Annotated in this window: 23 protein-coding genes; 9 read left to right on the forward strand and 14 right to left on the reverse strand. The window is 73.3% G+C overall.

The window, feature by feature from the left end:
• Positions 1–137 precede the first annotated feature (137 nt).
• The gene (locus AC07AL_RS02960; RefSeq protein WP_363579221.1) at positions 138–1,730 is read right to left on the reverse strand and encodes a PucR family transcriptional regulator; all 1,593 of its coding nucleotides are present in this window, start codon (positions 1,728–1,730) and stop codon (positions 138–140) included.
• A gap of 449 nt (positions 1,731–2,179) precedes the next feature.
• Here AC07AL_RS02960 and AC07AL_RS02965 point away from each other — a divergent pair, with 449 nt between their 5' ends.
• From AC07AL_RS02965 to AC07AL_RS02985, 5 genes are all read left to right on the forward strand, one after another.
• Positions 2,180–3,067, forward strand: coding sequence for an FAD binding domain-containing protein (locus tag AC07AL_RS02965; protein ID WP_478316578.1), 888 nt, complete (start codon positions 2,180–2,182; stop codon positions 3,065–3,067).
• A complete protein-coding gene (locus AC07AL_RS02970) occupies positions 3,064–3,552 on the forward strand; it encodes a (2Fe-2S)-binding protein (protein WP_478316580.1) in 489 nt (162 codons plus the stop codon). Before AC07AL_RS02965 ends, AC07AL_RS02970 begins: the two co-directional genes overlap by 4 nt.
• Complete coding sequence (gene pucD / locus AC07AL_RS02975) at positions 3,549–5,918, forward strand: xanthine dehydrogenase subunit D (protein ID WP_478316581.1); 2,370 nt, start codon at positions 3,549–3,551, stop codon at positions 5,916–5,918. The genes AC07AL_RS02970 and pucD overlap by 4 nt, the downstream gene beginning before the upstream one ends.
• A 352-nt stretch (positions 5,919–6,270) precedes the next feature.
• Positions 6,271–7,773 carry an NCS2 family permease gene (locus AC07AL_RS02980; protein ID WP_363579227.1) on the forward strand — a complete coding sequence of 501 codons (1,503 nt, stop codon included), beginning with the start codon at positions 6,271–6,273 and terminating at the stop codon, positions 7,771–7,773.
• 116 nt (positions 7,774–7,889) lie between these two features.
• On the forward strand, positions 7,890–9,140 hold the full coding sequence (locus tag AC07AL_RS02985) for an XdhC family protein (RefSeq protein WP_478316584.1): 1,251 nt from the start codon (positions 7,890–7,892) through the stop codon (positions 9,138–9,140).
• 9 nt (positions 9,141–9,149) lie between these two features.
• Here AC07AL_RS02985 and AC07AL_RS02990 read toward each other — a convergent pair whose 3' ends face one another.
• The 13 genes from AC07AL_RS02990 to AC07AL_RS03050 form a co-directional block, all read right to left on the reverse strand.
• Positions 9,150–9,770 (reverse strand): LysE family translocator, encoded by a 621-nt coding sequence (locus tag AC07AL_RS02990; protein ID WP_363579233.1) that lies wholly within the window; start codon positions 9,768–9,770, stop codon positions 9,150–9,152.
• A 34-nt stretch (positions 9,771–9,804) separates the two neighbouring features.
• Complete coding sequence (locus AC07AL_RS02995) at positions 9,805–10,143, reverse strand: PIN domain nuclease (RefSeq protein ID WP_363579235.1); 339 nt, start codon at positions 10,141–10,143, stop codon at positions 9,805–9,807.
• A 74-nt stretch (positions 10,144–10,217) separates the two neighbouring features.
• Positions 10,218–12,029, reverse strand: coding sequence for an SDR family oxidoreductase (locus AC07AL_RS03000; protein ID WP_478316586.1), 1,812 nt, complete (start codon positions 12,027–12,029; stop codon positions 10,218–10,220).
• Complete coding sequence (locus AC07AL_RS03005; RefSeq protein ID WP_363630680.1) at positions 12,026–12,889, reverse strand: M24 family metallopeptidase; 864 nt, start codon at positions 12,887–12,889, stop codon at positions 12,026–12,028. The genes AC07AL_RS03000 and AC07AL_RS03005 overlap by 4 nt, the downstream gene beginning before the upstream one ends.
• Before the next feature lie 27 nt (positions 12,890–12,916).
• Positions 12,917–14,002 (reverse strand): PDR/VanB family oxidoreductase, encoded by a 1,086-nt coding sequence (locus tag AC07AL_RS03010; protein WP_478316589.1) that lies wholly within the window; start codon positions 14,000–14,002, stop codon positions 12,917–12,919.
• 116 nt (positions 14,003–14,118) lie between these two features.
• Complete coding sequence (locus tag AC07AL_RS03015; protein ID WP_363579243.1) at positions 14,119–15,051, reverse strand: metal-dependent hydrolase; 933 nt, start codon at positions 15,049–15,051, stop codon at positions 14,119–14,121.
• Positions 15,052–15,317: 266 nt separating this feature from the next.
• A complete protein-coding gene (locus AC07AL_RS03020; protein WP_063350013.1) occupies positions 15,318–16,097 on the reverse strand; it encodes an IclR family transcriptional regulator in 780 nt (259 codons plus the stop codon).
• 326 nt (positions 16,098–16,423) lie between these two features.
• Positions 16,424–17,884, reverse strand: coding sequence for a catalase (locus tag AC07AL_RS03025; RefSeq protein ID WP_363579244.1), 1,461 nt, complete (start codon positions 17,882–17,884; stop codon positions 16,424–16,426).
• Between the two features lie 101 nt (positions 17,885–17,985).
• Positions 17,986–19,245: an allantoicase gene (gene alc / locus AC07AL_RS03030; RefSeq protein WP_478316591.1), complete on the reverse strand. Its 1,260-nt coding sequence runs from the start codon at positions 19,243–19,245 to the stop codon at positions 17,986–17,988.
• 9 nt (positions 19,246–19,254) lie between these two features.
• Positions 19,255–20,658 (reverse strand): allantoinase AllB, encoded by a 1,404-nt coding sequence (gene allB / locus AC07AL_RS03035; protein WP_363579247.1) that lies wholly within the window; start codon positions 20,656–20,658, stop codon positions 19,255–19,257.
• 198 nt (positions 20,659–20,856) lie between these two features.
• Positions 20,857–21,999: a glycerate kinase gene (locus tag AC07AL_RS03040; protein ID WP_363579249.1), complete on the reverse strand. Its 1,143-nt coding sequence runs from the start codon at positions 21,997–21,999 to the stop codon at positions 20,857–20,859.
• A 424-nt stretch (positions 22,000–22,423) separates the two neighbouring features.
• A complete protein-coding gene (locus AC07AL_RS03045) occupies positions 22,424–23,311 on the reverse strand; it encodes a 2-hydroxy-3-oxopropionate reductase (RefSeq protein WP_478316594.1) in 888 nt (295 codons plus the stop codon).
• A 143-nt stretch (positions 23,312–23,454) separates the two neighbouring features.
• Positions 23,455–24,300, reverse strand: coding sequence for a TIM barrel protein (locus AC07AL_RS03050; protein WP_478316596.1), 846 nt, complete (start codon positions 24,298–24,300; stop codon positions 23,455–23,457).
• A gap of 224 nt (positions 24,301–24,524) precedes the next feature.
• Between AC07AL_RS03050 and AC07AL_RS03055 the strand changes: the two genes are divergently transcribed.
• From AC07AL_RS03055 to uraH, 4 genes are all read left to right on the forward strand, one after another.
• The gene (locus AC07AL_RS03055; protein ID WP_079136014.1) at positions 24,525–24,770 is read left to right on the forward strand and encodes a thiamine-binding protein; all 246 of its coding nucleotides are present in this window, start codon (positions 24,525–24,527) and stop codon (positions 24,768–24,770) included.
• Positions 24,767–25,147 carry a helix-turn-helix domain-containing protein gene (locus tag AC07AL_RS03060; RefSeq protein WP_363630691.1) on the forward strand — a complete coding sequence of 127 codons (381 nt, stop codon included), beginning with the start codon at positions 24,767–24,769 and terminating at the stop codon, positions 25,145–25,147. The genes AC07AL_RS03055 and AC07AL_RS03060 overlap by 4 nt, the downstream gene beginning before the upstream one ends.
• Before the next feature lie 250 nt (positions 25,148–25,397).
• Positions 25,398–25,901: a 2-oxo-4-hydroxy-4-carboxy-5-ureidoimidazoline decarboxylase gene (gene uraD, locus AC07AL_RS03065; protein ID WP_363630693.1), complete on the forward strand. Its 504-nt coding sequence runs from the start codon at positions 25,398–25,400 to the stop codon at positions 25,899–25,901.
• A gap of 114 nt (positions 25,902–26,015) precedes the next feature.
• Positions 26,016–26,351: a hydroxyisourate hydrolase gene (gene uraH / locus AC07AL_RS03070; protein ID WP_363579258.1), complete on the forward strand. Its 336-nt coding sequence runs from the start codon at positions 26,016–26,018 to the stop codon at positions 26,349–26,351.
• Positions 26,352–26,363: the final 12 nt, after the last annotated feature.

Consider the following 26,363-nt stretch of genomic DNA (forward strand, 5'->3'; position numbering starts at 1 on the left):
GGGCACCCCCTTCCCCCCCCCCCCCCCCCCCCCCCCCCCCCCCCCCCCCCCCCCCCCCCCCCCCCCACGCCCCCCCCCCCCCCCCCCCCCCCCCCCCCCCCCCCTCCTGCGTGGGGCACGGCTCTCAGGCCCGGCCGTCAGGCCAGTTCGAGCGCCAGGTAGAAGTCCACCCGGTCCTCCAGCCGGGAGAGGTCACGGCCGGTCAGCTCCTCGATCCGGCCGATCCGGTAGCGCAGGGTGTTGACGTGGACATGCAGCTGCGCGGCGCAGCGCGTCCAGGAGCCGTCCGAGCGCAGGAACGCCTCCAGGGTGCGGACCAGGTCCGCCTGGTGCTCGATGTCGTACGCGATCACCTTGTCCAGCAGCCGGCCGCGGAAGGCGCGGCGGACCTCGTCCGGGACGGCCGCCAGCAGCAGCACGTGCGAGGCCAGCTCCTCGGGGCCCGCCACGCAGACCCGGCCGACCCGGGCCGCGGCGATCCGGCGGGCGTGCCGGGCCTCCTCCAGGGCGCCGCGCAGGCCGCCGGCCTCGGAGGCGGGGGCGGAGACGCCGAGGGTGATCCGGCCCTCCGAGCCGAGGCCCGCCTCCAGCGGGGCGAGCAGGTCGCGCAGGGTCTCGGCGGGCACCGGGCCGTCCAGGGCGGGCAGCACCACGACGGCGCCGGCGCCGGCCCCGGCGACCAGCGCGCGGTCGGTGGTGCCGCCCAGCGCCTCCTCCAGGACGGCGCGCACCACACCCTCGGGCAGGCCGGTGCCCTCGGCGCTGAGCACCAGCCAGGACCCGTCCTGGGCCTGGGGTTTGGGCTCGACGCTCTCGTAGCGGGCGGCCATCGCCGAGGAGGCGTACAGGGTGCGGCTGATCTCGGCCGGATCGGCGTCGCGCTGGAGCAGGGCCAGCACCTCGTCAGCGAGGCGACGGCGCAGTCGGCGGCCCTCGTCGCGGCGGTGGCGCTCGGCGGCGACCAGCCGGGCCAGGTTCTCGGCGAGCTGCTGGCGCTTGGTGGTCCACTCGGTGACGTCGCCGGCCACCGCGAGCACCCAGTCGGCCAGCGGCGCCTGGTGGTCGGCCGAGGCCGGGGCGGGCAGCAGCGAGTAGGAGCCGCCGGCCAGGCGGGCCCGGTGCGGGGGGCGGCGGCGCTGGCGCTGGGCGCCGAGGTGGGCGCGGACCAGCTGGTCGCGGTCCTCGGCCGGGAGGCGGTCGGCGGGGCCGGCGATCACCGCGCCGGTGGGGGTGAGCACCCAGCAGTCGAGGTCGAGGTCGCCGCCGAGCAGGTCCAGCACCGCGTCCAGGCCGCCGCCGCCGGCCGCCGAGACCAGCAGGCGGTGCCGGTCGACGAGGGCGGCGAGGTCGGCGGCGCGGTCGGCGGAGACCTGGCGGCCGATGAACTCGGTGACGGTGCCGAAGGCGATGTCGTCGGGGACGGCCAGCAGCGGCATCCGGTGCCGTCGGCAGGCCTCCACCAGGTCCTCGGGCACCGGACCGACCTCGGCCTCGCCGGCCGCCAGGGCGACCGCGCCGCCGGCCACGATGGTCCGCACGAACCGCTCGGAGTCGGCCGGGGCGGTGCGCCACAGCATGCCGGTGAGCACCAGCTCGCCGCCGTGCAGGTAGCGGCCGGGGTCGTGCAGGTCCGTGGTCATGACGCCGCTGACCTGCCGGTCCAGCTCGTCCTCGGCCGCGAGCAGGCGCAGTCGCGGGGCGCCGGGGGCGAGCAGGTCACGGACACGCATCCGCGGACTCCTAACGGGGGCTGAGGGTGGGATGGGGCTGGGGGTGGGCCGAACGGGGGAGCCCGGGCGTTCGGTCGGGGGTCACAGTGTGCCCGAACATCCGTACTTGTCGTCACGTCCGGGCGGGCGACCGGATCACGGGCCCGTCGCTTGCGAATCACGGCCGGATTACGGTCGTAGGTAGCACCTGGTGAACACCTGGGCTGCGCATTCCTCTCCTTAGAGGAACGTACAGGATGCCGGGCGGGAGCACAGCCGGGGCTTCATGCCATCGGTGACTGCCAGTGGGCCCCGTCCCGGCGGTTCACTGGGCGACACGCCGCCGGACGCAGCCCGGTGACCGGGGCCCGACGCGGAGGCGACGAAGCGGTTGGTTGAGAGGTCCGAACACCGAGTTCCGGGCACTGTGCCCACCCGTCCGGCAGGCGACGACTTGAGGAGACACCCGCATGGAGTTCCTTCGGCCCGCTACCTGGGACGAGGCACTCGCGGCGAAGGCCGAGTACCCGACCGCGCTGCCCATCGCGGGCGGTACGGACGTCATGGTCGAGCTGAACTTCGACGTGCACCGGCCATCCGCGATTCTCGATCTGAACCGCATCACCGAGCTCACCCAGTGGTCGAACGACGGCGGCGTCGTCAGGCTCGGCGCCTCCGTCCCCTACTCCCGGATCATCGACGAGCTGTCCGGGCCGCTGCCCGGGCTCGCGCTGGCGGCCCACACCGTCGGCTCCCCGCAGATCCGCAACCGCGGCGGCGTCGGCGGCAACCTCGGCGCGGCCTCCCCGGCCGGCGACTCCCACCCGGCGCTGCTGGCGGCCGGCCGGGACGTCCTGGTCGAGGCCGCCTCCGTGCGCGGCACCCGGCTGATCCCGATCGACGACTTCTACGTCGGCGTGAAGCGCAACAGCCTGGAGGCCGACGAGCTGATCCGGGCCGTGCGCATCCCGGTGGCGGACGGCCCGCAGCAGTTCTCGAAGATCGGCACCCGCAACGCCATGGTGATCGCGGTCTGCGCCTTCGGTTTCGCCCTCCACCCGAAGAACGGCACCGTCGGCACCGGCATCGGCTCGGCCGCCCCCACGCCGCGCCGCGCCGTCGAGGCCGAGGAGTACCTGGCGGGCGTGCTCGCCGAGCGCGGCCTCTGGGCGTCCGGCGACCTGCTGGGCGCCGAGGTGGTCCAGCGCTTCGGCGAGCTGGTCAAGGCCGCCGCCTCGCCGATCGACGACGTCCGGGGCACCGCCGACTACCGCCGGCACGCGCTGGCCGTGATGGCCCGCCGCACCCTCACCTGGACCTGGAACGACTACAGCAAGCAGATCAGGAGCGCGGCATGAGGGTGGCTTTCACCGCCAACGGCAAGCCGGTCGAGGCGGACGACGTCTGGGAGGGCGAGAGCCTCCTGTACGTGCTGCGCGAGCGGGTCGGCCTGCCGGGCTCGAAGAACGCCTGCGAGCAGGGCGAGTGCGGCTCCTGCACGGTCTACCTGGACGGCGTGCCGGTCTGCAGCTGTCTGGTCGCGGCCGGCCAGGTGCAGGACCGCGAGGTGCGCACGGTCGAGGGCCTGACCGGGGAGAACGGCGAACTGGGCCTCGTCCAGCAGGCGTTCATCGATGCCGGCGCCGTCCAGTGCGGCTTCTGCACCCCCGGCCTGCTGGTGCAGACCGACGCGCTGCTGGAGCGGGACGCCCAGCCGAGCGACAACGACATCCGCGAGGCGCTGTCGGGCAACCTCTGCCGCTGCACCGGCTACGAGAAGATCATGGACGCGGTGCGGCTGGCGTCCGCCCGCACGTGCGCCGGAAAGGCCGTGTCGCAATGACCACCCGCACCATCCAGGGTCAGAAGAACCTCCAGGACATCCGGCAGGCCAGCAAGGACGGCATCGGCGGCTCGCCGCTGCGCCCGGACGGCCACCTCAAGGTCAAGGGCGAGTTCGCGTACTCCTCCGACATGTGGCACGAGGACATGCTCTGGGGCATGGCGCTGCGCTCGCCGCACCCGCGCGCCACCATCCTGTCGGTGGACATCTCCGAGGCGCTCAAGGTGCCCGGCGTCTACGCCGTCCTCACCCACCAGGACATCCCCGGCGCGAAGTACTACGGGCTGGAGATCCAGGACCAGCCGGCCCTGGCCATCGACAAGGTCCGCTACCACGGCGAGGCGATCGCCCTGGTCGCGGCCGACCACCCGGAGACCGCCCGCCGCGCGGTGAAGAGGATCAAGGTCGAGTACGAGGTGCTCACCCCGATCGTCACCGAGGAGCAGTGCCTCGACCCCGCCACCCACGGCTACGTGCACGAGCCGCACGAGTACAAGTCGCACGGGTACGGCAACATCTGCCACGAGCAGCGGCTGGTCTCCGGCCTCGGCGTCACCGACGAGGTCCGCGCGCTCGCGGACGTCATCGTCAGCGGCGACTACGAGGTCGGCATGCAGGACCAGGCCTTCCTCGGCCCCGAGTCCGGCCTCGCGGTGCCCGCCGAGGACGGCGGCATCGACCTCTACATCGCCACCCAGTGGCTGCACGTCGACCGCCAGCAGATGGCCCCGGTCCTCGACCTGCCCGAGGAGAAGGTCCGGCTCACCCTGGCCGGCGTCGGCGGCGCCTTCGGCGGCCGCGAGGACCTGTCGATGCAGATCCACGCCTGCCTGCTGGCCCAGCGCACCGGCAAGCCGGTCAAGATCGTCTACGCCCGCGACGAGTCCTTCTTCGGCCACGTGCACCGCCACCCCGCCAGGATGCACTACGAGCACGGCGCCACCCGCGACGGCAAACTGGTCTTCGCCGACTGCCGGATCGTGCTCGACGGCGGCGCGTACGCCTCCGCCTCGCCCGCCGTGGTCGGCAACGCGGCCTCGCTCGGGCACGGCCCGTACGTGATCCCCAACGTGCGGATGCACGCCATCGCGCTCTACAGCAACAACCCCTCCTGCGGCGCCATGCGCGGCTTCGGCGCCGTCCAGGCCGCGTTCGGCTACGAGTCGCAGATGGACAAGCTGGCCGCCGAACTCGGCATGGACCCGGTCGAGTTGAGGCAGCTCAACGCCATGTCGGAGGGCGACCGCATGCCCACCGGCCAGCAGATCGACTCGCCCGCCCCGGTCGCCGAACTGCTGCGGCGCGCCAAGGAGATGCCGCTGCCGCCGCCGCTGGACACCGAACACCCGGACGTGCGCCAGCTCCCCGGGGCGCTGTCCAACACCTCGCACGGCGAGGGCATCGTGCGCGGCGTCGGCTACTCGGTCGGCATCAAGAACGTCGGCTTCTCCGAGGGCTTCGACGACTACTCCACCGCCCGGGTGCGCCTGGAGGTGATCGGCGGCGAGCCCGTCGCCATGGTCCACACCGCGATGGCGGAGGTCGGCCAGGGCGGCGTCACCGTGCACGCCCAGATCGCCCGCACCGAGCTGGGCGTCGAGCTGGTCACCATCCACCCGGCCAACACCGAGGTCGGATCGGCCGGTTCGACCTCCGCCTCGCGCCAGACGTACATGACTGGCGGCGCCGTGAAGCTGGCCGCCGAGGCGGTCAGGCGGGCGCTGATCGAGAAGGGCCGCCGCCGCTACGGCTGGACCCACGGCGACATCACGCTGATCGCCGGGAAGGTCGTCTCGGAGAGCGCCGGCGTGCTGGTCCCCATGGTCGACCTGCTCGGTGACGAGGCCATCGACCTCACCCGCGAACACCACCACCGCCCGACCGTCCCCTTCGACAAGGAGACCGGGCAGGGCTTCGGCCACGTCCAGTACACCTTCTGCGCCAACCGCGCGGTGGTCGACGTGGACGTCGAACTGGGCCTGGTCAAGGTCGTCGAGCTCACCGCCGTCCAGGACGTCGGCAAGGCGCTCAACCCGCTCTCCGTCGTCGGCCAGATCCAGGGCGGCTGCACCCAGGCGCTCGGCCTCGCCGTGATGGAGGAGATCATCGTGCGGGACGGGAAGGTCCGCAACGCCTCCTTCACCGACTACCTGATCCCCACCATCCTCGACACCCCGCCGATCCCGGTGGAGATCCTCGAACTGCCCGACCCGCACGCCCCGTACGGGCTGCGCGGCGTCGGCGAGGCCCCGACCGTCTCGGCGACGCCGTCGATCGTGGCCGCCATCCGCAACGCCACCGGCCTGGCCCTCAACCGGATCCCGGTCCGGCCCGAGCACCTGACCACGGAGGCCCCCGGGGCCTGACGCCCCCGGAGCCCGCGAGCTCCCCGGGCTTCAGGCCCCGGGGAGCAGGAGAACCTCCCCGGGCTCCAGCGACGGGGAGCAGGAGAACCTCCCCGGGGCGGCGACCGTCTTCCCCGCCGCCCCGGGGCCGCTCCACCGCGCCCCCACTCGCGTGCACCGCCCAACGGCACGCGACCGCACCATCCCGCTGCCTCTCCCACGCCGGGGTTCTGCAGCGGTGCGCACCACCCACGCACCGCAGGCACCGCCACAGTGCGCCCAGTGAGTCGAGCAGTCCCCCTGCGCCAACCTCGTTGACTGGCAGTCAGGTCGGCTCGCCCACCCCAACCCCCTTTGACACTTGGGAGTGGACATGACCCGGATCCCCACGGAACACAGCCCCACGGAACCCGGCCCCACGGAAGAAAGACCCGCCGAGGACGACACCGCCACGCCGGCCCCGGCCCCGGCCCCCGCACCGAAGAACGCACTGGACGCGTACTTCAAGATCACGGCCCGGGGATCGACCTTCGGCAATGAGATCCGCGGCGGCCTCACCACCTTCATGGCGATGGCCTACATCGTGCTGCTCAACCCGATCATCCTGAGCGGCGCCGACGTCAACGGCCTCAAGCTGGACCACGCGCAGCTCACCACCGCGACCGCGCTCGCCGCCGCCGTCACCACGATCCTGATGGGCGTGGTCGGCAACGTCCCCCTGGCGGTCGCCGCCGGGCTCTCCGTCTCCGGCGTGATCTCCGCGCTGGTGGTGCCGCACACCACCTGGCCCCAGGCCATGGGCCTGTGCGTGATCTACGGCCTGCTGATCGTCCTGCTGGTCGTGTCCGGGCTCCGCGAGAAGATCATGAACGGCATCCCGCTGCCGCTCAAGCACGCCATCACCATCGGCATCGGCCTCTTCGTCTCGCTGATCGGCCTGGTCAAGGCCGGCTTCGTGCACACCGGCGGCCCCACGCCGCTCGCGCTCGGCCCCTTCGGCGAGCTGGCCGGCTGGCCCGTCCTGGTCTTCTGCCTCACCGTGCTGACGATCTTCGTGCTGCTGGCCCGCAACGTCCGCGGCGCGATCCTGATCGGCATCGCCGGCGGCACCGTGGTGGCCTTCGTCATCAACGCGGTCGCCGACCTCCCCGCGAAGACCTGGGTCAGCTCCGCCCCGGTGTGGCCGGGCAGCCCGGTCTCCGCGCCCGACTTCGGCCTCTTCGGCCACGTCGACCTCTTCGGTGCCTTCGGCAGCCACGGCCTGGGCGCCATCAGCGCCTCGGTCGCCGTCTTCACCCTGGTGCTGGCCGGCTTCTTCGACGCGATGGCCACCATCATCGGCGTCGGCACCGAGGCCGGGCTGGCCGACAAGCAGGGCCGGATGCCCGGCCTCTCCAAGGCCCTGTTCATCGACGGGGCCGGCGGCGCCGTCGGCGGCCTGTCCGGCGCCTCCGGCCAGACCGTGTTCGTCGAGTCCGCCACCGGTGTCGGCGACGGCGCCCGCACCGGCCTCGCCTCGACCGTCACCGGCGGCGTGTTCGCGCTGATGCTGTTCTTCTCGCCGCTCGCCGCGATCGTCCCGACCGAGGTGGCCTCCGCCGCCCTCGTCGTGATCGGCTCGATGATGATGAGCCAGGCCCGGCACATCGACTGGTCCGACCGCGAGGTCGCCATCCCGGCCTTCCTCACCTGCACCCTGATGCCGTTCACCTACAGCATCACCGCCGGTGTCGCCGCGGGCGTCATCTCGTACACGGTCATCAAGGCGGGCACCGGCAAGTGGCGCGAGCCCGGCCCGCTGATGTGGATCCTCACCGGGGTCTTCGTGGTCTACTTCGCGCTCACTCCGATCAAGTCCTGGCTGGGCGTGCACTAGGACGTGTCTGACCCTCTCGGCCGGAGAGGACCTGGCCGCACCGCCGCCGTGCGGGAATCGTTTCCCGTACGGCGGCACCTCCCGTCTACCCTCGCTTGTGTAAGGAGCTCCCCGACATGCAGGACATCGCCGAGCAGTTGCAGGCCTGGCACGCGGCCGGGCGCTCCTTCGCCGTGGCCACCGTCGTCGGCGTCTCCGGCAGCGCGCCCCGCGACCCGGGGGCGGCCCTGGCCGTCGACGCGGCCGGCGAGGCGATCGGCAGCGTCTCCGGGGGCTGCGTCGAGGGCGCGGTCTACGAACTGTGCCAGGCTGCCATCGAGTCCGGCGAACCCGTGCTGGAACGGTTCGGCTACAGCGACGAGGACGCCTTCGCCGTCGGCCTGACCTGCGGCGGCGCCCTCGACGTGTTCGTCCAGCCGATCCGGCCCGGGGCCGACGACGGACTCGACGCCGGCATCGCCTACATCGCCTCCGGCACCCCGGTCGCGCTCGCCCGGGTGATCGCCGGGCCCGGCGGGCTCGTCGGCGCCACCGTCGCCGTCACCGCCGACACCCACCACGGCGCCCTCTCCCCCGTCCTCCCCCCCGCGACGGCCCAGCCGTCGCCCGCCACCACCCTTCCGGCGACGCGCCCCGCGCGACACCTCCTGACCGCGCTGGAACGGGCGGTCGTCACCGAGGCCCGGGCCATGCTCGACGCCGGACGCACCGGCCGGATCGTGCTCGGCCTCGACGGACGCCCCTGCGACGACCGCGACCAGGGCACTGTCACCTGCTTCGTCGAGTCCTACGTGCCCGCACCGCGGATGCTCGTCTTCGGCGCCATCGACTTCGCCGCCGCCGTCGTCCGGATCGGCCGCTTCCTCGGCTACCGCGTCACCGTCTGCGACGCCCGGCCCGTCTTCGCCACGAAGCGGCGCTTCCCCGAGGCCGACGAGGTCGTCGTCGACTGGCCGCACCGCTACCTCGACTCCCAGCTCGACCGGATCGACGGGCGCACCGTGCTCTGCGTGCTCACCCACGACGCCAAGTTCGACATCCCGCTGCTGGAACGCGCACTGCGGCTGCCGGTCGGCTACGTCGGCGCGATGGGCTCGCGCCGCACCCACCGCGACCGCGAGGCGCGGCTGCGCGAGGTCGGGCTCACCGAGGCCGAGATCGGCCGGCTGCGCTCCCCCATCGGCCTCGACCTCGGCGCCCGCACCCCCGAGGAGACGGCGGTCTCCGTCGCCGCCGAGATCATCGCCCACCGGCGCGGCGGCAGCTGCCTGCCGCTCAACGCCGGGGACGGCCCGATCCACCACGAGGCACCGGCCACCCCCGAGGAGCCCCGGGCACGACGCACGCGACGGACGCACGCCGCCTGAGGCCGGCGGTCAGTCGCTCAGCGCCAGCTTCACGCCGAAGCCCACCACCACCGCGCCGGTCACCCGGTCCATCAGCCTCCGGGCAGCCGGGCGGCGCAGCCAGCCGCGCAGCGCCCGGGCGAAGCCGACCAGGACGGTCGACCACAGCACGCCCTCCACCACGTGGACGCAGGTGAGCGCCACTCCGGCGGCGAAGTGCGGGGCCCCGGCGGGGATGAACTGCGGCAGCACGGCCACGTAGAACACCCCGACCTTGGGGTTCAGCAGATTGGTCAGCGTGCCGCGCCGCCAGCCGTACCCGAAGCCGCCCTCGGCCGGCTCCTCCTCGACCGCCACCTCCCCGCCCCGGCTGCGCAGCATGCCGACGCCCATCCACACCAGGTACGCGGCCCCGCCCCAGCGCAGCACCTCGTACGCCACCTGCGAGGCGGTCAGCAGCGCCGTCACCCCGGCCGAGGTCAGCGTCCCCCAGACCAGCGTCCCGGTCTGGATCCCCAGCACCACCCCCCACGCCTGGCGCCGCCGCCCGAGCGCGGACGTGCGCAGCACCAGCGCGGTGTCGAGCCCGGGTGTGAGCGTGAGCAGCCCCACGACGAGGGCGAAGGACCACAGAGCCGTTGTCATCTCCATGGGCCTCGATGCTCTCACAGGCCCGATGGGGCCCTCAGTCCGCCGTCCCGGGCGGGACGACCCACTCGGTCGGCTGGCCGGTGACGGCGGCGATCATGTCGTAGTCCCCGTCGTAGTGCAGGACGGTGACGCTGTGGCGCTCGGCGGTGGCGGCGATGACGAGGTCCGCCACGGACAGCACCCGCCAGTTTCCGGCGGCGGTGAGGAGTGCCTGCACTTCGATGGCGCGGTCCCACACCTCATCGGGCGTAGTCAGCCAGTCGAAGCCACGCAAGCCCTCCCGGATGCGATCGGCGTCGGCCTTGGACCGGGCGCTGTGCATGATCTCCAGCTCGACGGCTCCACAGAGCGCGAGCCGCCCCTCGTTGAACAACCGGTCGGTCTCGGCCTGAACCGCCGACTTGGAGTATCAAAGGCTGTCCGATATCGCAGACCCGCAGGGGCCGCTCAGGTGACGTTGAGGCGGGCGGCCAGGCGCAGGAGGCCGGGGCTGAGGCGGGAGAGGAAGCGGGCGGCCTTGGCCTCGGGGGTGACGGGGACGACCGGCTTGCCGGTGCGGACGGCGGTGAGGATGGCGGTGGCGACCTTCTCCGGGGGGAAGCCGCGGCGGGCGTAGAGCCTGGCGGCGCGGGCCCGCTTGGCGGCCTGCTGGTCGGCGGTGGTCGAGGAGAAGGTGGAGGTGCGGGTGATGTTGGTGTTGACGATGCCCGGGCAGATGGTGGAGACGCCGATGCCGTGCCCGGCGAGTTCGGCGCGCAGGCAGTCCGAGAGCATGAACACCGCGGCCTTGCTGGTCGCGTACGCGGTGAGCGCCTTGGACGGCAGGTAGGCGGCGGCCGAGGAGACGTTGACCAGGTGACCGCCCTGGCCGCGGTCGGCCATCAGCGTGCCGAAGGCGCGGCAGCCGTGGATGACGCCCCAGAGGTTGACGTCCAGGACGCGCTGCCACTCCTTCTCGGTGGTCTGCAGGAACGTCCCGGAGTGGCCGATGCCGGCGTTGTTGACCACCACGTCGGGCACCCCGTGCTCCTCCGCGACCGCCTGTGCGAAGGCGTCCACCGCCGCGCCGTCGGCGACGTCCACCCGGTAGGCGTGCGCCTGCGGGCCGATCAGCGAGGCGAGTTCGGCGGTGCGCTCGGCGGCGGCGAGGTCGAGGTCGCAGACCACGACGCGGGCGCCGTCCTCGGCGAAGGCGAGCGCGGTGGCCCGGCCGATGCCGCTGCCGCCGCCGGTGACGACGACCAGCCGGCCGTCGCCCTGCTCCCGGGTCGGCTCGGCGCTTCCGCCTTCGATGCGGGTGGTGAACTCGCGGACCATCTCGGCCACGGTGGCTCCCTTCTCCAGCAACGCCGACCAGTGGCCGGCGTGCAGCGTCCGTCGGGTCAGCTCGGGCACCCAGCGTTCCAGCCCCTCGGAGAGGAACGGGGCGACGTAGCGGTCCCGGGTGAGGGTGATCAGCTGGACCGGCACCTGCGTCGGCCGCTCGCGCGGACTGCGCAGCGTGGGGCGGAAGTTGGCCCGGTACAGCTCGATGCCGCGGACGGCATCGCGGCGCAGGCCGGGCTGCGGGTGGTCGGGCCGCGGGGTGACCTGCTCCAGGTCGCGCAGTACCCGCGGCCAGGCCCGGGCCAGGCCCAGGCGCCACACGCCGGGGGCGAGGAAGGGCAGGTGGAAGGCGGTGATGTACCAGGAGTGCAGGCCCTGGTGGAGGAGTTGGCGCAGGTGGCGCGGGGTGGGCCGGCGCATCCGGTGGCGCAGCCAGTACCCCACGTGGTCCAGGCAGGGGCCGGACATGGTGGTGTACGAGGCGATCCGCCGCTCGGAGCCGGGCGCGGTGACGGCCTCCCAGGACTGCAGCGAGCCCCAGTCGTGGGCGACCACGTGCACCGGGCGGTCGGGGCTGACGGCGTCGGCGACCGCGAACAGGTCGGCGGCCAGGCGCTCCAGCCGGTAGCCGTCCCGGGTGGCGGGCACTCCGGACCGGCCGGCGCCGCGCACGTCGTAGCGGACCACGTGGTGATCGCGGGCGAGGTCGGCGGCGACGTCGTCCCAGACCGCGTGGGTGTCCGGGTAGCCGTGCACCAGGAGCACGGTGGGTGCGGCCGGGTCGCCCTGTTCGAAGACGGCGAGCGGGAGGCCGTCGGAGTGCACGGTGCGGCGGCGCACGGGCGGGGCGGCCAGCGCCTTCGGGGCAGCTGCGGCGTCCGGGGCCTGCGAGACAGCCGAGGCGTCCGGGGCGTCCGGGGCGGGGGTGGTCATCGGGCGGCCTCCAGGGCAACGTCGTGGGCGGCGCCCGCCGTCCAGCGGCGGACGTGCGGCAGGTCGTCGTCGAGCCAGTGGGCGTCGTCCTCGGTGACCACCAGCAGTTCCTCGAACTTGATGCCCACGCCACGGAAACCGATGTGCGGCTCGACCGCCCACAGGCCCGGGGTGGGCGCGTGCCGGGACGACCGGCCGTCCGCCCAGAGCGGTGAACGGCCGTGCAGGCGCTCGGAGATCAGTTCGCGTCCGAGGGTCTGCAGGGTGCGCACGCCGAAGCCGAAGACGTTGACCCCGGCCGGGCCGCGCACGGTGGTGCGGGTGACCTGATGGCCGATCACCCGGCCCGGGTAGACCTGGTGGCGGTTGTCGTAGCCGTGCGCGGCGATCTGCGCGTCCACGGCCGCGTACACCTCGTTGAGCGGACGGCGGGCGCGCACCTCGGCGAGGATCAGCTCGCGGTACACCTGGAGGTCGGCGGCCAGACGGTCCCAGACCCGGTTCTCGCCGACCTTGCCGCCGTAGCCGATGTCGGCGGTGTAGCCGTCGACGATGGGCGCGCAGTCCAGGACGTACGGCATGCCCTCCTCCAGGCGGCGGTTGCCGGCGAAGAACTGGAGCGGGGTGTGGAAGTGCCGGAAGGCCGTGCGGTCGCCGAACCAGGCGAACGGGACGTGGAAGAAGTCCTGCACCCCGGCGGCGACCAGGCGGCGGCGCAGCTCGGCCGTGGCCTGGCGCTCGGTGACGCCCGGTTCGATCCAGGCGGCGACCTGTTCGGCGCAGTGGTAGGCGAGTTGCTGGGTCTCGCGGAAGCGGGCGAGGTCGCGCTCGTCGTAGGGGAAGGTCGGGGGGTTCGCCATCGGGGCTCCTTCTACAGGTCGAGCACGCTACAGGTCGAGCACCAGGGTCTCGCCCGCGGCGGCCCGGGAGACGCAGGGCAGCACGGCGCCGGCGGCACGCTGCTCGGGGGTGAGCCGGCGGTCCCGGTGCTCGGGCGTGCCGGCCAGCAGGCGGACCTCGCAGGTGCCGCAGAAACCCTGGTGGCAGGAGTACGGGAGGTCGGGACGGGCTTCGCGCAACACGTCCAGGGCGGAGCGGTCGGCGGGGACGTCCAGCGCCGGGCCGTCGGCGCCCAGGCGCAGGGCGAAGGGCGCGCCACCGATGATCGGGGCGGCGCCGAAGCGCTCGAAGTGCAGCGCGGTGGAGGGGGATTCGCCCAGGGAGCGCTGCACGGCGGTGAGCATCGGGGCCGGGCCGCAGCAGTAGACGGCGGCGCCGCGCGGGGCGTGCGCGAGCAGGTCGGCGCCGGTCGGCACGCCGTGCTCGTCGTCGGTGCGCAGCACCACCCGGCTCGGGTCCAGGGCGCGCAGCTCGTCCGCGTACGGGAGGGTGTCGGCGCTGCGGCCGACGTGCACCAGGCGCCAGTCCAGGCCGTGCCGCTGCGCCTCGCGGGCCATCGGGAGCAGTGGGGTGATGCCGATGCCGCCGGCGAGCAGCAGGACGGCGGGCTCGGCGCAGAAGGCGAAGCCGTTGCGCGGGCGGCGGGCGGTGAGGCGGCTGCCGGGGTGCAGGGTGTCGTGGATCTCGACGGAGCCGCCGCCGCCCTCGGGCAGTCGCCGAATGGCGATCCGGTAGGCGGCGCGGTCGACGGGGTCGCCGCAGAGCGAGTAGTGGCGTTCGCGGCCGGAGGGCAGGGCGAGGCGCAGGTGGGCGCCGGGCTGCCAGCCGGGGAGCGGGCCGCCGGAGGGGTCGGCGAGCCGCAATTCGACGACGTCGGGGGTGAGTTGGAGGCGAGCGGCGACGACCAGCTGGAGCGGCGGGGTGGGGCGGCTGAGCGGGCGGCGGGGGTTGCGGCGCAGCAGGGGGCTGCCGAGGGCCGGGGTGTAGCGGTCGCCGAAGGCGGTGAGCCGGCGCATGAACGCGTCGGCGCGGGGGCGGCCGTAGAGGTCGGGGGGCGGGTTGAGCAGGTCCATCCGGCGGTCCTTGGCGTCTGGGAGGGGGCGCGAGCGACAGGTGACAAGTTTCGGATTTCAAAGTTCAGATAACAGATAACAGATAACGTCTTCTGTTATCTGTTATCTGAACTCCGTTACTTGACCCCTTGCCAGTGGCCCACTGCTGCCGCGCGGGCGGCCGGGGAGGCGGCGAGGTAGCCGAGGGCCTGACTGGAGGAGCCCTCCTGGGTGGGGTGGTAGCCGGGCCGCAGGTAGCGCAGGCCGGAGCGGATCGACCGGACCGGGTCGGGCAGCAGTCCGCGCCTGGCGATCCTGCCGGCCTCGCGCCAGGTGGGCTTGAGCCGTCCGTCGAGGGTGGGGTCGGCGGCGAGCAGGAAGCGGGCGCCGCGCACCCAGAGGTGGACCAGCAGCGGCCCGGAGACCGCCATGCCGCGGACCCGGCGCAGGTAGCCGGGGTCGAGGTGGACCATCAGGTCGAAGGCGACGCTGCGGTGTTCGACCTCCTCGGCGCCGTGCCAGCGCAGCAGGTCGAGCATCGTCGGGTCGGCCTTGGCGCGGTCCAGGCCCGGGGAGTTGAGCGCCCAGTTGCCGAGGAAGGCGGTGAAGTGCTCGATCGCCGCCACGAAGGCGACCCGCTCGATGATGTTCTCGCGTCGCCGCGCGGGGCTGAGCCCGGGCTTGTCGCCGAGGACGCGCTGGAACAGCCAGGCGATCTGCCGGACGTACGGACGCGGGTCGAGCCCCTGGCCGAGCAGGTGGTCGAGGACCTCCTGGTGCGCCTCGGCGTGGATGGCCTCCTGGCCGATGAACCCGAGGACCTCCTCGCGCAGTTGCTCGTCGCGGATGAGCGGCAGCGCCTCCTTGAAGACCTTGACGAACCAGCGCTCGCCCTCGGGCAGCAACAGGTGCAGCACGTTGATGACGTGGGTGGCCATCGGCTCGTCGGGGATCCAGTGCAGCGGCAGCCGGTCCCAGTCGAAGCGGACGTCCCGGGGTTCGAGGACGAGGCTGTCGTGGACGCGCGCGGCGGGGACGGCAAGGGCGGGTACGGGGGTGGAGCGGGGCACGGCAGGCCCTCCTGACCTCGGGGCGGCGGCTCGACTCAGGGAAACGTACTCGCGGGTAGCGGCTGGGACAAGGGGTTCGGCGACTCTTATCGACATCGAGTCTAATAAGTGACACCCTCCGGGACCGTCACCGGAAACACTTGCGAACGGACGCGCCCGTGAACGAACACGCCCGCGAACCGATGCGAGCCGACACGCCCACGAACAAACAGGCGAGCCCCGCCGGATCACTCGGATCCGGCGGGGCCCACGGGAACGACCGGCCGTCAGACCGCCATCGCCAGCATCAGCGGCGCCGCCCGGGCCGCCAGCAGCTCGGCGGCGGCCTTCAGCTTGTGCACGTTGTCCACCGGCATCGACGTGGCCAGGCAGCCGACCGTGCTGCCCGCCGTGATCGGGACGGCCGCGCACACCGTGCCGAGCGCGTACTCCTGGATGTCCAGAACCGGCACGGTGGCCGGCTGCCGCTCCAGCCGGTGCATCAGCTGGTCGGCGTCGGTGACGGTCCGGGAGGTGAGCCGGGCCACCGGGTGGCGGGAGAGGTGGTCCCAGCGGGCGTCCGCGTCGAGCTGGCCGAGCAGGCACTTGCCGATCGCGCTGGCGTGCGCGGTGGCCCGGAAGTCCACCCACTCCTGCACGGCCGGCGCGTACTCGGCCGCGGACACCGCCTCCACCGACAACTCGCCGTCGTGGTAGCGGGTGAAGTACACTGCCGCGCCCAACTCGTCCCGCAGCTCGGCGAGTTTGCGGTTCAGCCGGGCCTTCACCAGCTGCTCCCGGTTGTGCTGGCCGAGCAGGGCGAAGGTGCCGCCGAGCACCCAACCGCCGTCCTGGCACTGGAGGTAGCCCTCGATCTCAAGAATCTCGGCGAGCTGCCGGACGGTCGGCAGGCCGAGCGAGGTCTCCCGCGCGAGGGCGACCAGGGTGGCGCCGTCAGGGTGCCGGTCGACGGCCTCCAGCAGTCTGAGGGCGTGCTGCAGGGAGGTGAACGGGCCGGCGAGGCCCTGGTCCAGCGCGGCGTGGCGACCCGGGGCTGGTGTCGACATGTCGTCCCCTTCCGATGTCCCCCCACGGAGCGACCGCGGGCGCCTTCCAGCCTATCGACCCGGCGGGCCCGGCGACTGCCGTCCGTGAATATCCGTGAACATTCCGTGGAGCACCCACCGATCGCCTGGAGGAACGGTAGTGGAGGACAGCGCGACGGTCCCCTCCCCCACTGCCCCGGGGGGAGGGGACCGTCCCGCGGCCGCCGGGTTGCGGGGCCCCGGCGGCCGGTGAGGGCGGGTCAGTCGGTCAGCGGGGCGTCACGCGCGGCGCGCCACGGCGGGGTGGCTCGGCCCTCGTTGCGCGTGGCGCGTCATGGCGGAGCGACTCAGCCCTCGTCGCCCGCCCGCAGCTTGGCGACGGCCGCCTCAAGGCGGGCGCCGTACTCCTCGTCCGCGGCGTGGAAGTGGGCGAGGTTCTTCTCGACCACGTCGTCGCGGCTCACCTGGGCGAGGAAGCCCGCGATGTTGTCGATCAGCCGGGTCTTCTCGCCCGCGGACATCAGCCGGTACAGCTCGCCGGCCTGGAAGAAGTCGTCGTCCTTGGTGTGGGCCGGCGTGGTGTAGGTGCCGGTGTAGCCGTCCAGCCGGACCGGCGCGGCGAGCGCGGTGTCGGTCTGGGCGGGGCCGTCGTACGAGTTGGGCTCGTAGTTCTTGCCGCGGCCGGACTTGTTGACGGCGTGGAGGCCGTCGCGGCCGTAGTTGTCCGCCTCGGTGGCGCGCGGGGCGTTCACCGGCAGCTGGGTGTGGTTGACGCCGAGGCGGTAGCGCTGGGCGTCGGCGTAGGCGAACAGGCGGCCCTGGAGCATCTTGTCCGGGGAGGGGCCGATGCCGGGCACGAAGTTGTTCGGCGAGAACGCGGACTGCTCGACGTCGGCGAAGACGTTCTCCGGGTTCCTGTTGAGCACCAGGCGGCCGACCTTGACCAGCGGGTAGTCGGCGTGCGGCCACACCTTGGTGAGGTCGAACGGGTTGAAGCGGTAGTCCACGGCCTCGGCCACCGGCATCAGCTGGACGTAGAGGGTCCAGGACGGGAACACGCCGCGCTCGATGGCCTGGTGCAGGTCGCGCTGGTGCGAGTCGGCGTCGGCGCCGAGCACCTCGGCGGACTGGTCACCGTCCAGCGAGCGGATGCCCTGGTTGGTCTTGAAGTGGTACTTGACCCAGTAGGCGTCGCCGTCGGCGCTGACCCACTGGTAGGTGTGCGAGCCGTAGCCGTTCATGTGGCGGTAGGAGGCCGGGATGCCGCGGTCGCCGAACAGCCAGGTGATCTGGTGGGTCGAGGCGGGCGAGTGGGCCCAGAAGTCCCAGACGTTGTCCGCCTCCTGCACGCCGGTGTACGGGTCGCGCTTCTGCGAGTGGATGAAGTCGGGGAACTTGAGCGGGTCCTTGATGAAGAACACCGGGGTGTTGTTGCCGACCAGGTCGTAATTGCCCTGCCCGGTGTAGAACTTCAGCGCGAAGCCGCGCGGGTCGCGCACCGCGTCGCTGGAGCCCAGGTTGCCGGCCACGGTGGAGAACCGCAGGAAGACCTCGGTGCGCTTGCCGACCTCGGCGAGGAAGTCCGCGCGGGTGTACTGCGACACCTCGTCGGTGACCTCGAAGTAGCCGTACGCGCCGGAGCCGCGGGCGTGCACGACGCGCTCCGGGATGCGCTCGCGGTTGAAGCGGGCCAGCTTCTCCAACAGCTGCTGGTCCTGGATCAGCAGCGGGCCGTACTCGCCGGCCGAGGCCGAGTTCTGGTTGTCGGCGACCGGGGCGCCGGACTCCGTGGTCAGGATCTTGGACATGGAGGGTCCTTCAGGTGTCGATAAAAGCGTTGCGTGGAGAGTGATGTGACGTGGCATCAGTTCTCGGCGGGCGCGGGCTCCGCCGAATCACCGAACGGGCGTCAGACGCCCAGCAGGCGCCGGACCGCCGAGCGGCGGCGGGAGGAGTGCTCGCCGTCGGGGCCGTCGGCGGGCCGGAGCGCGGCGACGGCGCCGGCGGCCGCGGCCTGGTCCGCCAGCGGGCGGGCGGCGGTCAGCGCGGCGGCCTCGTCGGCGGTCAGGCCGGCCTCGGTGAGGGCCGCGGCGGCCTCGGCGGCCGGGACGGCGTTGAACCAACGCAGCGCGAGGGCCGCGCGGCCCGCCTCGGTGAGGCGGCCGGTGAGCCGGAGGCGGGCGAGGCCGCCGTCCGGGTGGACGTTGATGCGCACGTGGGTCATCGGGCGGCCCGCGTCGAGCCGGAAGCGGTGCCGGGTGTCGGGTTGCAGGCGGGTGCGGGGCAGGATCTCGAACCACTCGCCGTCGGCCGGGTCCGCCCCGGTCGAGGCGTCGAAGCCGACGAGGTCGGCCCAGCCGGGGGCATTGGCGACGAAGTGGGTGGTGTCCACCTCGGCGGCCAGGGCCTCACCGCCCCCGGCCAGGGCGATCTGCACCCAGTCGTTGGCCTTGTCGCGCCGACGCCGGGTCTCCCAGCCCTCGCCCATGACGGAGGCGCGACCGGGAGCGTTCAGGTTGTGCGGGGAGGAGAAGTAGCGGTCGGACGCCGCCTCGGCCACCCCGCCGTACTCCTGGGCGGCCAGGTCGAAGGTGAGGCCGTCCAGTTCGCGCGGGTCGGGCAGCACCTCGCCGTGGACGCGCAGCCGGGCGACGCCGCCGTCCGGGAAGATGTTGAGGCGGATGTGGGTGTAGCGGTTGGCGTCCTCGACGGCGAACTCGTGGGCGGTGTCGCCCTGGAGCGGGGTGCGCGGCACCAGCGTGGTCCACTCGGCGTCCGCCACTTCCTCGGGCGAGGGGTGGCCGGGCACGGAGGCGGCCTCGACGGAGGCGCTCTCCGGGTAGTTGCCGGTGAAGTGGGCGGTGTCCACCACCAGGCCGCGGACCACACCGGCGGCACCGAGCCGGACGATCGCCCAGTCGTGGTCCTGGTCGGTGGGGTGGGGCTGGTCGGCGGAGACGCCGCGGCGGCGCTTGGACTCCCAGCCGTCCATGATCTGGCCCTTGTGGCCGAAGGTGTGCGGGCGGAACTCGGCGGGCTTGGCGACCAGGAGGTTCTCGGCGTCGGCGAAGGTGTCCTCGTTGGTGGCGACGACGCCCGCGCCGAGCAGCCGCGAGGCCAGGTTGACCAGCTCGGTGAAGGGAGCGCTCGGGGTGTCGGCAGTGGTCACGAAGTCTCCTCAGGACGGGCGATCGGACGGGGTGGTGGGGGCGGCGGCGGGCCGGGTGAGCCGGCGGCCGAAGGGCTCGGCCGAGACGTCCACCGCGCGGCCGCGCAGCCAGGTGGTGCGGACCGCGCCGGTCAGCGTCCGGCCCGCGTACGGGGTCACGGGGTTGCGGTGGTGCAACTCGCGGGGGTGGACGGCGAATTCGCCGTCGGGGTCGAAGGCGACCAGGTCGGCGTCGCAGCCCGCCGCGATGGCGCCCTTGACCCCGGTGAGGCCGACGAGTTCGGCCGGTCCGGCGGACATCCAGCGGACCACGTCGGCGAGGCCGTGGCCGCGGCGGCGGGCTTCGGTCCAGATCGCCGGCAGGCCCAGCTGCAGGGAGGCGATGCCGCCCCAGGCGGCCGCGAAGTCACCGCTGCCGCCGTACTCGGGCAGCAGCTTGAGGTCGGGGGTGGAGGGCGAGTGGTCGGAGACCACGGCGATGAACTCGCCGTCCGCCAGGGCCTGCCAGAGCAGGTCGCGGTTGGTCTCGTCGCGGATCGGCGGGCAGCACTTGAAGGCGGTGCCGCCGTCCGGCACCTGCTCGGCCGCCAGGGTCAGGTAGTGCGGGCAGGTCTCGGCGGTGACCTGGACGCCGTCCTCGCGGGCCTGGCGCAGCAGCGGCAGCACGGCGGCGGAGGAGACGTGCAGGATGTGGACGCGGGCGCCGGTGCGCCGGGCGGTGTCGAGCAGGACGGCGACGGCGACGGTCTCCGCGTCGGCGGGGCGGGAGGCGAGGAAGTCGCGGTAGTGGACGCCGGGTTGCTGCGGGGCGGCGGCCAGCACGGCCGGGTCCTCGGCGTGGATGATCGCCAGCGCCCCGAGCCGGGCCTGCTCGGCCAGCGCGGCCTCCAGGTCCGCGGCCTCGACGTGCGGGAACTCGTCGACGCCGGAGGGGGCGAGGAAGCTCTTGAAGCCGAACACGCCGGCCTCGTGCAGCGGCGCGAGGTCCGGGACGTTGCCGGGGACGGCGCCGCCCCAGAAACCGAGGTCGACCCAGGCCTGACCGTCCGCGGTCTTCCGCTTGGCGGCCAGGCCCTCCAGCGTGGTGGTGGGCGGGACGGAGTTGAGCGGCATGTCGATGATCGTGGTGACGCCGCCGGCCGCGGCGGCCCGGGTGGCGGTGGCGAAGCCCTCCCACTCGGTGCGGCCGGGCTCGTTGACGTGCACGTGGGTGTCGACCAGGCCGGGCAGCAGGGCGGTTTCGCCGAGGTCGGCGAGGCCGCCGTCGCCGTCGGGCCGGTCGCCCGCGAGGAGCGAGCCGTACGCGGCGACCTGCTCGATCTTCCCGTCCCGGATCAGCACGTCGGCGGGGCGCTCACCGTCGGGCAGGACCACCCGTCGGGAGCGGATCACCGCTGGCTGGCTGAAAGGCATGGGAGACCTCCGAAACCTGGAAGTTGGGGGTGGGCGCCGGGCAGGGACCGGGAGGGGAACCGGGCGGGAACCGGGCGGGGAAGCGAAGGATTGCCGGGAGCCTAGGCCCGCCTTCAACAAAACGTCAATGGAGGAACGTACGAGGGAAACGCACGGGGGATCCGCGCGCCCCGTCGGCACGGGGGATCGGCCCGAAGATCAGCCGGACAGCAGCTCGCCCGCCAGCCGCTCCCCCGCGACCTCGGCCAGCTCGCCGGCCTTGGTCATGCTGTCCCCCGGCTGCTCCGCGAGGTCGGTGAGGGCGATCGCGGCGGCGAACCCGGCGGCCCGCCACTCGGGCTCGGACAGCTCCAGCCGCCCCGCCACGGCAGCCACCCGAACCCCCGCCCGGGTGGCCGCCGAGGCAACGCCGGCGGGGGCCTTGCCGTGGAGCGTCTGCGCGTCCAGACAGCCCTCACCGGTCACGACGAGGCGTGCCCCACGCACGGCCTCGTCGAAACCCAGCAGTTCGAGCAGCAGCTCGATACCGGGTCGCATGGTGGCGCCGAGCAACGCGAGGGCGGCGAAGCCCACCCCGCCGGCGGCCCCGGCACCGGGGGCGTCGCGCACGTCCCGTCCGGTGGCCAGGGCGACCTGGTCGGCGAAGCGGGTCAGGCCCTCCTCCAGGATCACCAGGTCGGCGCCGTCGGCGCCCTTCTGCGGGCCGTAGACGGCGGTGGCGCCGCGCGGGCCGAGCAGCGGATTGTCCACGTCGCAGGCCACGACGATCTCGACGCCGGCCAGTACGTCGGTCAGCGGGCCGGGCTCGATCCGGTCGAGCCTGCGCAACGCGGCTCCGCCGGGGGGCAGTTCGGCGCCATCCGCGTCGAGCAGGCGGGCCCCGAGAGCCTGGACCATGCCCGCGCCGCCGTCGGTGCAGGCGCTGCCGCCGAGGCCGAGCACGATCCGCTTGGCGCCGAGCGCCACGGCCCGGCCGATCAGCTGGCCGACGCCGTAGGAGCCGGCCGCGAGCGGGGCGGTGCGTCCGCCGGGGAGCCGGGCGAGACCGGAGGACTGCGCCAGCTCGACCACGGCGGTGTCGCCCCGCACGGCCAGCGCGGCGTCCACCGGCAGGCCGGTCGGGCCGGCCACCTTGGCCGGGACGCGGGTGAAGCCGGCCGCGAGCGCGGCGGCCAGGGTGCCCTCGCCGCCGTCGGCGACGGGCAGTTCGCGCACCTCGACGCCGGGCGCGGCGCGCCGGACGCCGGCGGCGATCCGGGCGGCGACCTCGGCACCCTCCAGGGTGCCCTTGAACTTGTCGGGAGCTACGACCACATGGCCCTGGTGGGGGGTGACGGGCATGGTGCGGTCCTCACTTCCGTACGGGGTCTGGCGATGTTTCGACAGCCTGTGCCAAGCATGGGCCCGGGTGCACCTGGGGTGCGACCCCCCGTCAGGAGAAACGCCCCCGGCCGGGAGATGCGCCTCCCGCCGGGAGGGTGCGACTCCCGCCGGGAGGTGCGACCCCCTCCCCGCCGTTCCCCTCGTCCCGCTTCCGACGTACGAGAGGCTCCCCTCGGCGGGGAGGGGGCCAGGCGAGGCGTACCGGCACGACCGAAGTGCCCCCGACAGGGGAGTACGCATCACCGGCTGGATCGACCGGCGGGCGGGCGGATGAGCCCCGGCCCGCACGCCGGTCGGGTCTGGCCTCCTGGTGGCGCGGGCACGACCGGATGAGGTACACGCCACCAGGAGGAGTTCACGGGGGCCCGAGGAGCCCCGGGGCCTACTTGACCTCGCGGCCCGAGAGGCGCTCGACGCCGCGCAGCAGCGCCGAGTGGTCGAGCGAGCCGTCGCCGTTGGCGCGGGCGGAGGCGACCAGCTGGGCCACCACGGCGCCGACCGGCAGCGCGGCGCCCACGGCGCGGGCGGCATCGGTGACGATGCCCATGTCCTTGTGGTGCAGGTCGATCCGGAAGCCGGGGGCGAACTCGCGGTCGACCATGTTCGCCTTCTTGCGGTTCAGCACGGTCGAACCGGCCAGGCCGCCGCCGAGCACGTCCAGCGCGGCGGGCAGGTCGACGCCGGCGTTCTCCAGGAACACCACGGCCTCGGCGAGCACCTGGATGTTGACGGCGACGATCAGCTGGTTGGCGGCCTTGACGGTCTGGCCGGCGCCGGACGGCCCGACGTGGATGACCGTGGTGCCCAGGACGTCGAACAGCGGCTTGGCCTCGGCGAAGTCCTCGGCGGCACCACCGACCATGATCGACAGCACCGCCTCGACGGCGCCGGCCTCGCCACCGGAGACCGGGGCGTCCAGGGTGCGCACGCCCTTCTCCTTGGCGGCCGCCTCGACCTTCTGGGAGGTCTGCGGGGTGATCGAGGACATGTCGATCACGAGGGTGCCGGGCCTGGCGTTCTCCAGCACGCCGCCCTCGCCCAGGATGGCCTGCTCGACGTGCGGGTCGGCCGGGACCATGGTGATGACGACCTCGGCGTCCTTCACCGCGTCCGCGATGCTGGTGGCGCCGTGACCGCCGGCCGCGACCAGGGCGTCGATCGGCGGCTGGGTGAGGTTGTAGCCGGTGACGTGGTGGCCGGCCTTGACCAGGTTGGCGGCCATCGGGCTGCCCATGATGCCGAGGCCGATGAAGGCGATCTTGCGGCTCATCGCGTCGTTCCTTACGTCGTTCGTGGGGTGGGGAGGGTGGTGGGCCGGGCTTGCTCGGCGGCGTGCGGCCCGCCTGCTCGGCGGCAGCGCAGGGCCCGCCTGCTCGGCGCCTGCTCGGCGCCTACTCAGCGCCTACTCAGCGCCTACTCGGCGGCGCGGTGCTCGCGCGGCAGCCACCCGAAGCTGTCGGCGCTGACGCCGGTGGAGGGGCGGTACTCCAGGCCGATCGGGCCGGTGTAGCCGGCGGCGGTGAGCCGGGCGAAGAGGTCCTCGAAGTCCAGTCCACCGGTGCCGGGCTCGTTGCGGCCCGGGTTGTCGGCGATCTGCACGTGGCCGAACCGGTCGGCGTAGGCGTCGATGACGGCCGGCAGGTCCTCGCCGTTCCTGGCCAGGTGGTACAGGTCGCAGAGGAACTTCGCGTTGCCCAGGCCGGTGGCCGCGTTGACCTTGTCGACCACCTCGACCGCGGCGGCCGCGGAGACCAGCGGGTAGTCCGGGGACTCCGCCGCGTTGAGGGCCTCGATCAGCAGGATCGCGCCGATCTCGTGCGCGGCCCCGGCGGCGAGCACCAGGTTCTCCAGCGCGAGGGCGTCCTGCTCGGCGGCCTCGACGCCTTCGATCCGGTTGCCGTACAGCGCGTTGAGCGCCTTGGCACCGAGCGAGGCGGCGAGCCCCGCGGCGACCGGGACGTTGGCCCGGAAACGGTCCTGCTCGGAGGGCACCGAGACGGTGCCGCGGGCCCCGAGGGTGAGGTCGTCCAGGAAGTTGAGGCCGGTGAGCCGTACACCCGCGTCGCCGAAGGCCTTGCGGAGGGTGTCCAGCTCGGCCTCGGACGGGACGGGCTCGGCGCCGAAGGGCCACCACAGCTCGGCGGCGGTGAAACCGGCGGCAGCGGCCGCGGCGGGACGCTCCAGCAGCGGCAGTTCGCCGAACAGGATCGACAGGTTGACCGTGAAGCTGTGCCGGGAAGCGGCCGTCACGTCACTCACCTCTCACTCTCTTCCGAGATCCGCAACTTCCACGATCCGGAAGAGGGATTCTGCGTGGTGGAAGCATCTCCGGCTCGGCGAGCAGGTGTCAAGACCGCCGCAACGTTTTGTTGAAGAAGTCCGGACGTGAACCCGGAACCCCCTCCCGCCGGCACCGCGGGCGCCGGATCGACCGACCCCCGCCCGCCCGCACCGGCGCTCGCTACAGTGAGCACGTGCGATTGATGGTGGAGTTCACGACAGAACCGTTCGAACTGGACACGTTCCCCGAGCACGCCGCGGCGGCCCGCCAGGTCGTCGACGAGGCCGGCCTGGCCGTCTCGGTCGGCCCCTTCGGGACCGGCGCCGAGGGCGAGGCCGACCAGGTGCTCGCCGCGGTGACCAAGCTGCTCCGGGAAACCCTGACCGCGGGTGCGACCCGGATCTCGGTCCAGGTCAGCGTGCTCGGCGAGGAGGGCGGCACGCCGTGACCGAGCACGCGGAACACCCGCTCGCCCTGGCGATCAAGCCGCTGCTGGACGCCGTCGGCGCGACGCCCGTCCGACTGGACGAGGCAAAGTCCGAGGACGTCGTCCTGGAGTGGGAGGGCACCCCGGCGCTCGCCGTCCGGCTGCCGCACCTGAGCAGCGCCCTGGACCGCCTGCTGGCCGAGATGGCCCGCCAGTTCGACGGCCGCCCGCTGGCCGAGCTGGACCGCGGGGAGAAGCAGCGGGTCGTCGCCCTCCTGGAGGAGCGCGGCGCCTTCACCGTCCGCCACGGGGTCGAGACGGTCGCCTCGGCGCTCGGCGTCAGCCGGTTCACGGTGTACAACTACCTCAACCGCCAGGACGGCTCGAAGCCCTCCTGACCCCGGTCGATCCCCCGGTCGACTCCTCCAGGACCTCCTCCCGGCGGAAACCTTCCGGACAGGCGGACCCCGCCGGCGCGGCCAGTCCGAACCAGCCCCCGGCGGGGCGCACTTGGCGAATCGCACACGAATCGCGCCGGCAACGGCGGCCGGTTCAAAACGTAACCACCAACCGTTCAACAAAGTGTTGACGGCCGGGTGGGGTGGATCTAGCTTGTGCGGGTGGCACCACTCTTCAGGAGGTCCACCCGTGACCAACCACCCCCACACCCTTGACGCCCTGGCCGCGGCCGACACCGCGGACCTGGAAGCCGTTCTGCTGGAGGTCTGCTCCAGCCCCCACTGGGCCGCCGACGTCGCGCGGGCCAGGCCCTGGCCCGACCGGGAGTCCCTGCTCGCCGCCAACGCGGCGGCCGTGGCCGGGCTGACGGTCGCCGACCTGCACGACGCGATGGCCGGCCACGCCCGGATCGGCAAGCCCAGGACCGGCGACGCCACCTCGCAGCGGGAGCAGGCCGGCATCCAGGGCGTGGACCAAGCCCTCCTCGACGAACTGCACGAGGCCAACGCCGCCTACGAGGCCAAGTTCGGCCACGTGTTCCTGATCTGCGCGACCGGCCGCACCGCGGCCACCATGCTCGCCGCCCTGCGCGAGCGCCACCCCAACGACGCCGCCACCGAGGCGGAGATCGTCCGGGGCGAACTGCGCAAGATCAACGACATTCGGCTCAATCGCCTGCTCGACGCGTCCTGACAGGCCCTGACAGGCCCTGGCGGGTCCTGGCGGGCCCCGATGGGCAGATCCTGACGGATCGTTAGCATGCGTTGACGAATGATCACTTCTGCCATCAGTAAGGTCACTTCACCCATGACTGGCATCTCCACCCACGTGCTCGACACCAGCCTCGGCCGCCCGGCCGAGGGCGTCCCGGTCGAGCTCGCACTGCACACCGAGGGTGGCTGGCAGGTGCTCGGCACCTCCGCCACGGACTCCGACGGCCGGGTCAAGGACCTGCCGGCCGTGGAGGCGGGCTCGGTCGTCCGGCTGCTCTTCGACACCCGCGCCTACCACGCGCTCAAGTCCGCGGAGCCGCCGTTCTTCCCCGAGGTCTCGATCGTCTTCACGGTCGCGCCCGCGCAGCACCACTACCACGTGCCGCTGCTGCTCAACCCGTTCGGATACTCGGTCTACCGCGGAAGCTAGTAGACCGACCTG

Source organism: Kitasatospora sp. NPDC043949, assembly GCF_056435365.1.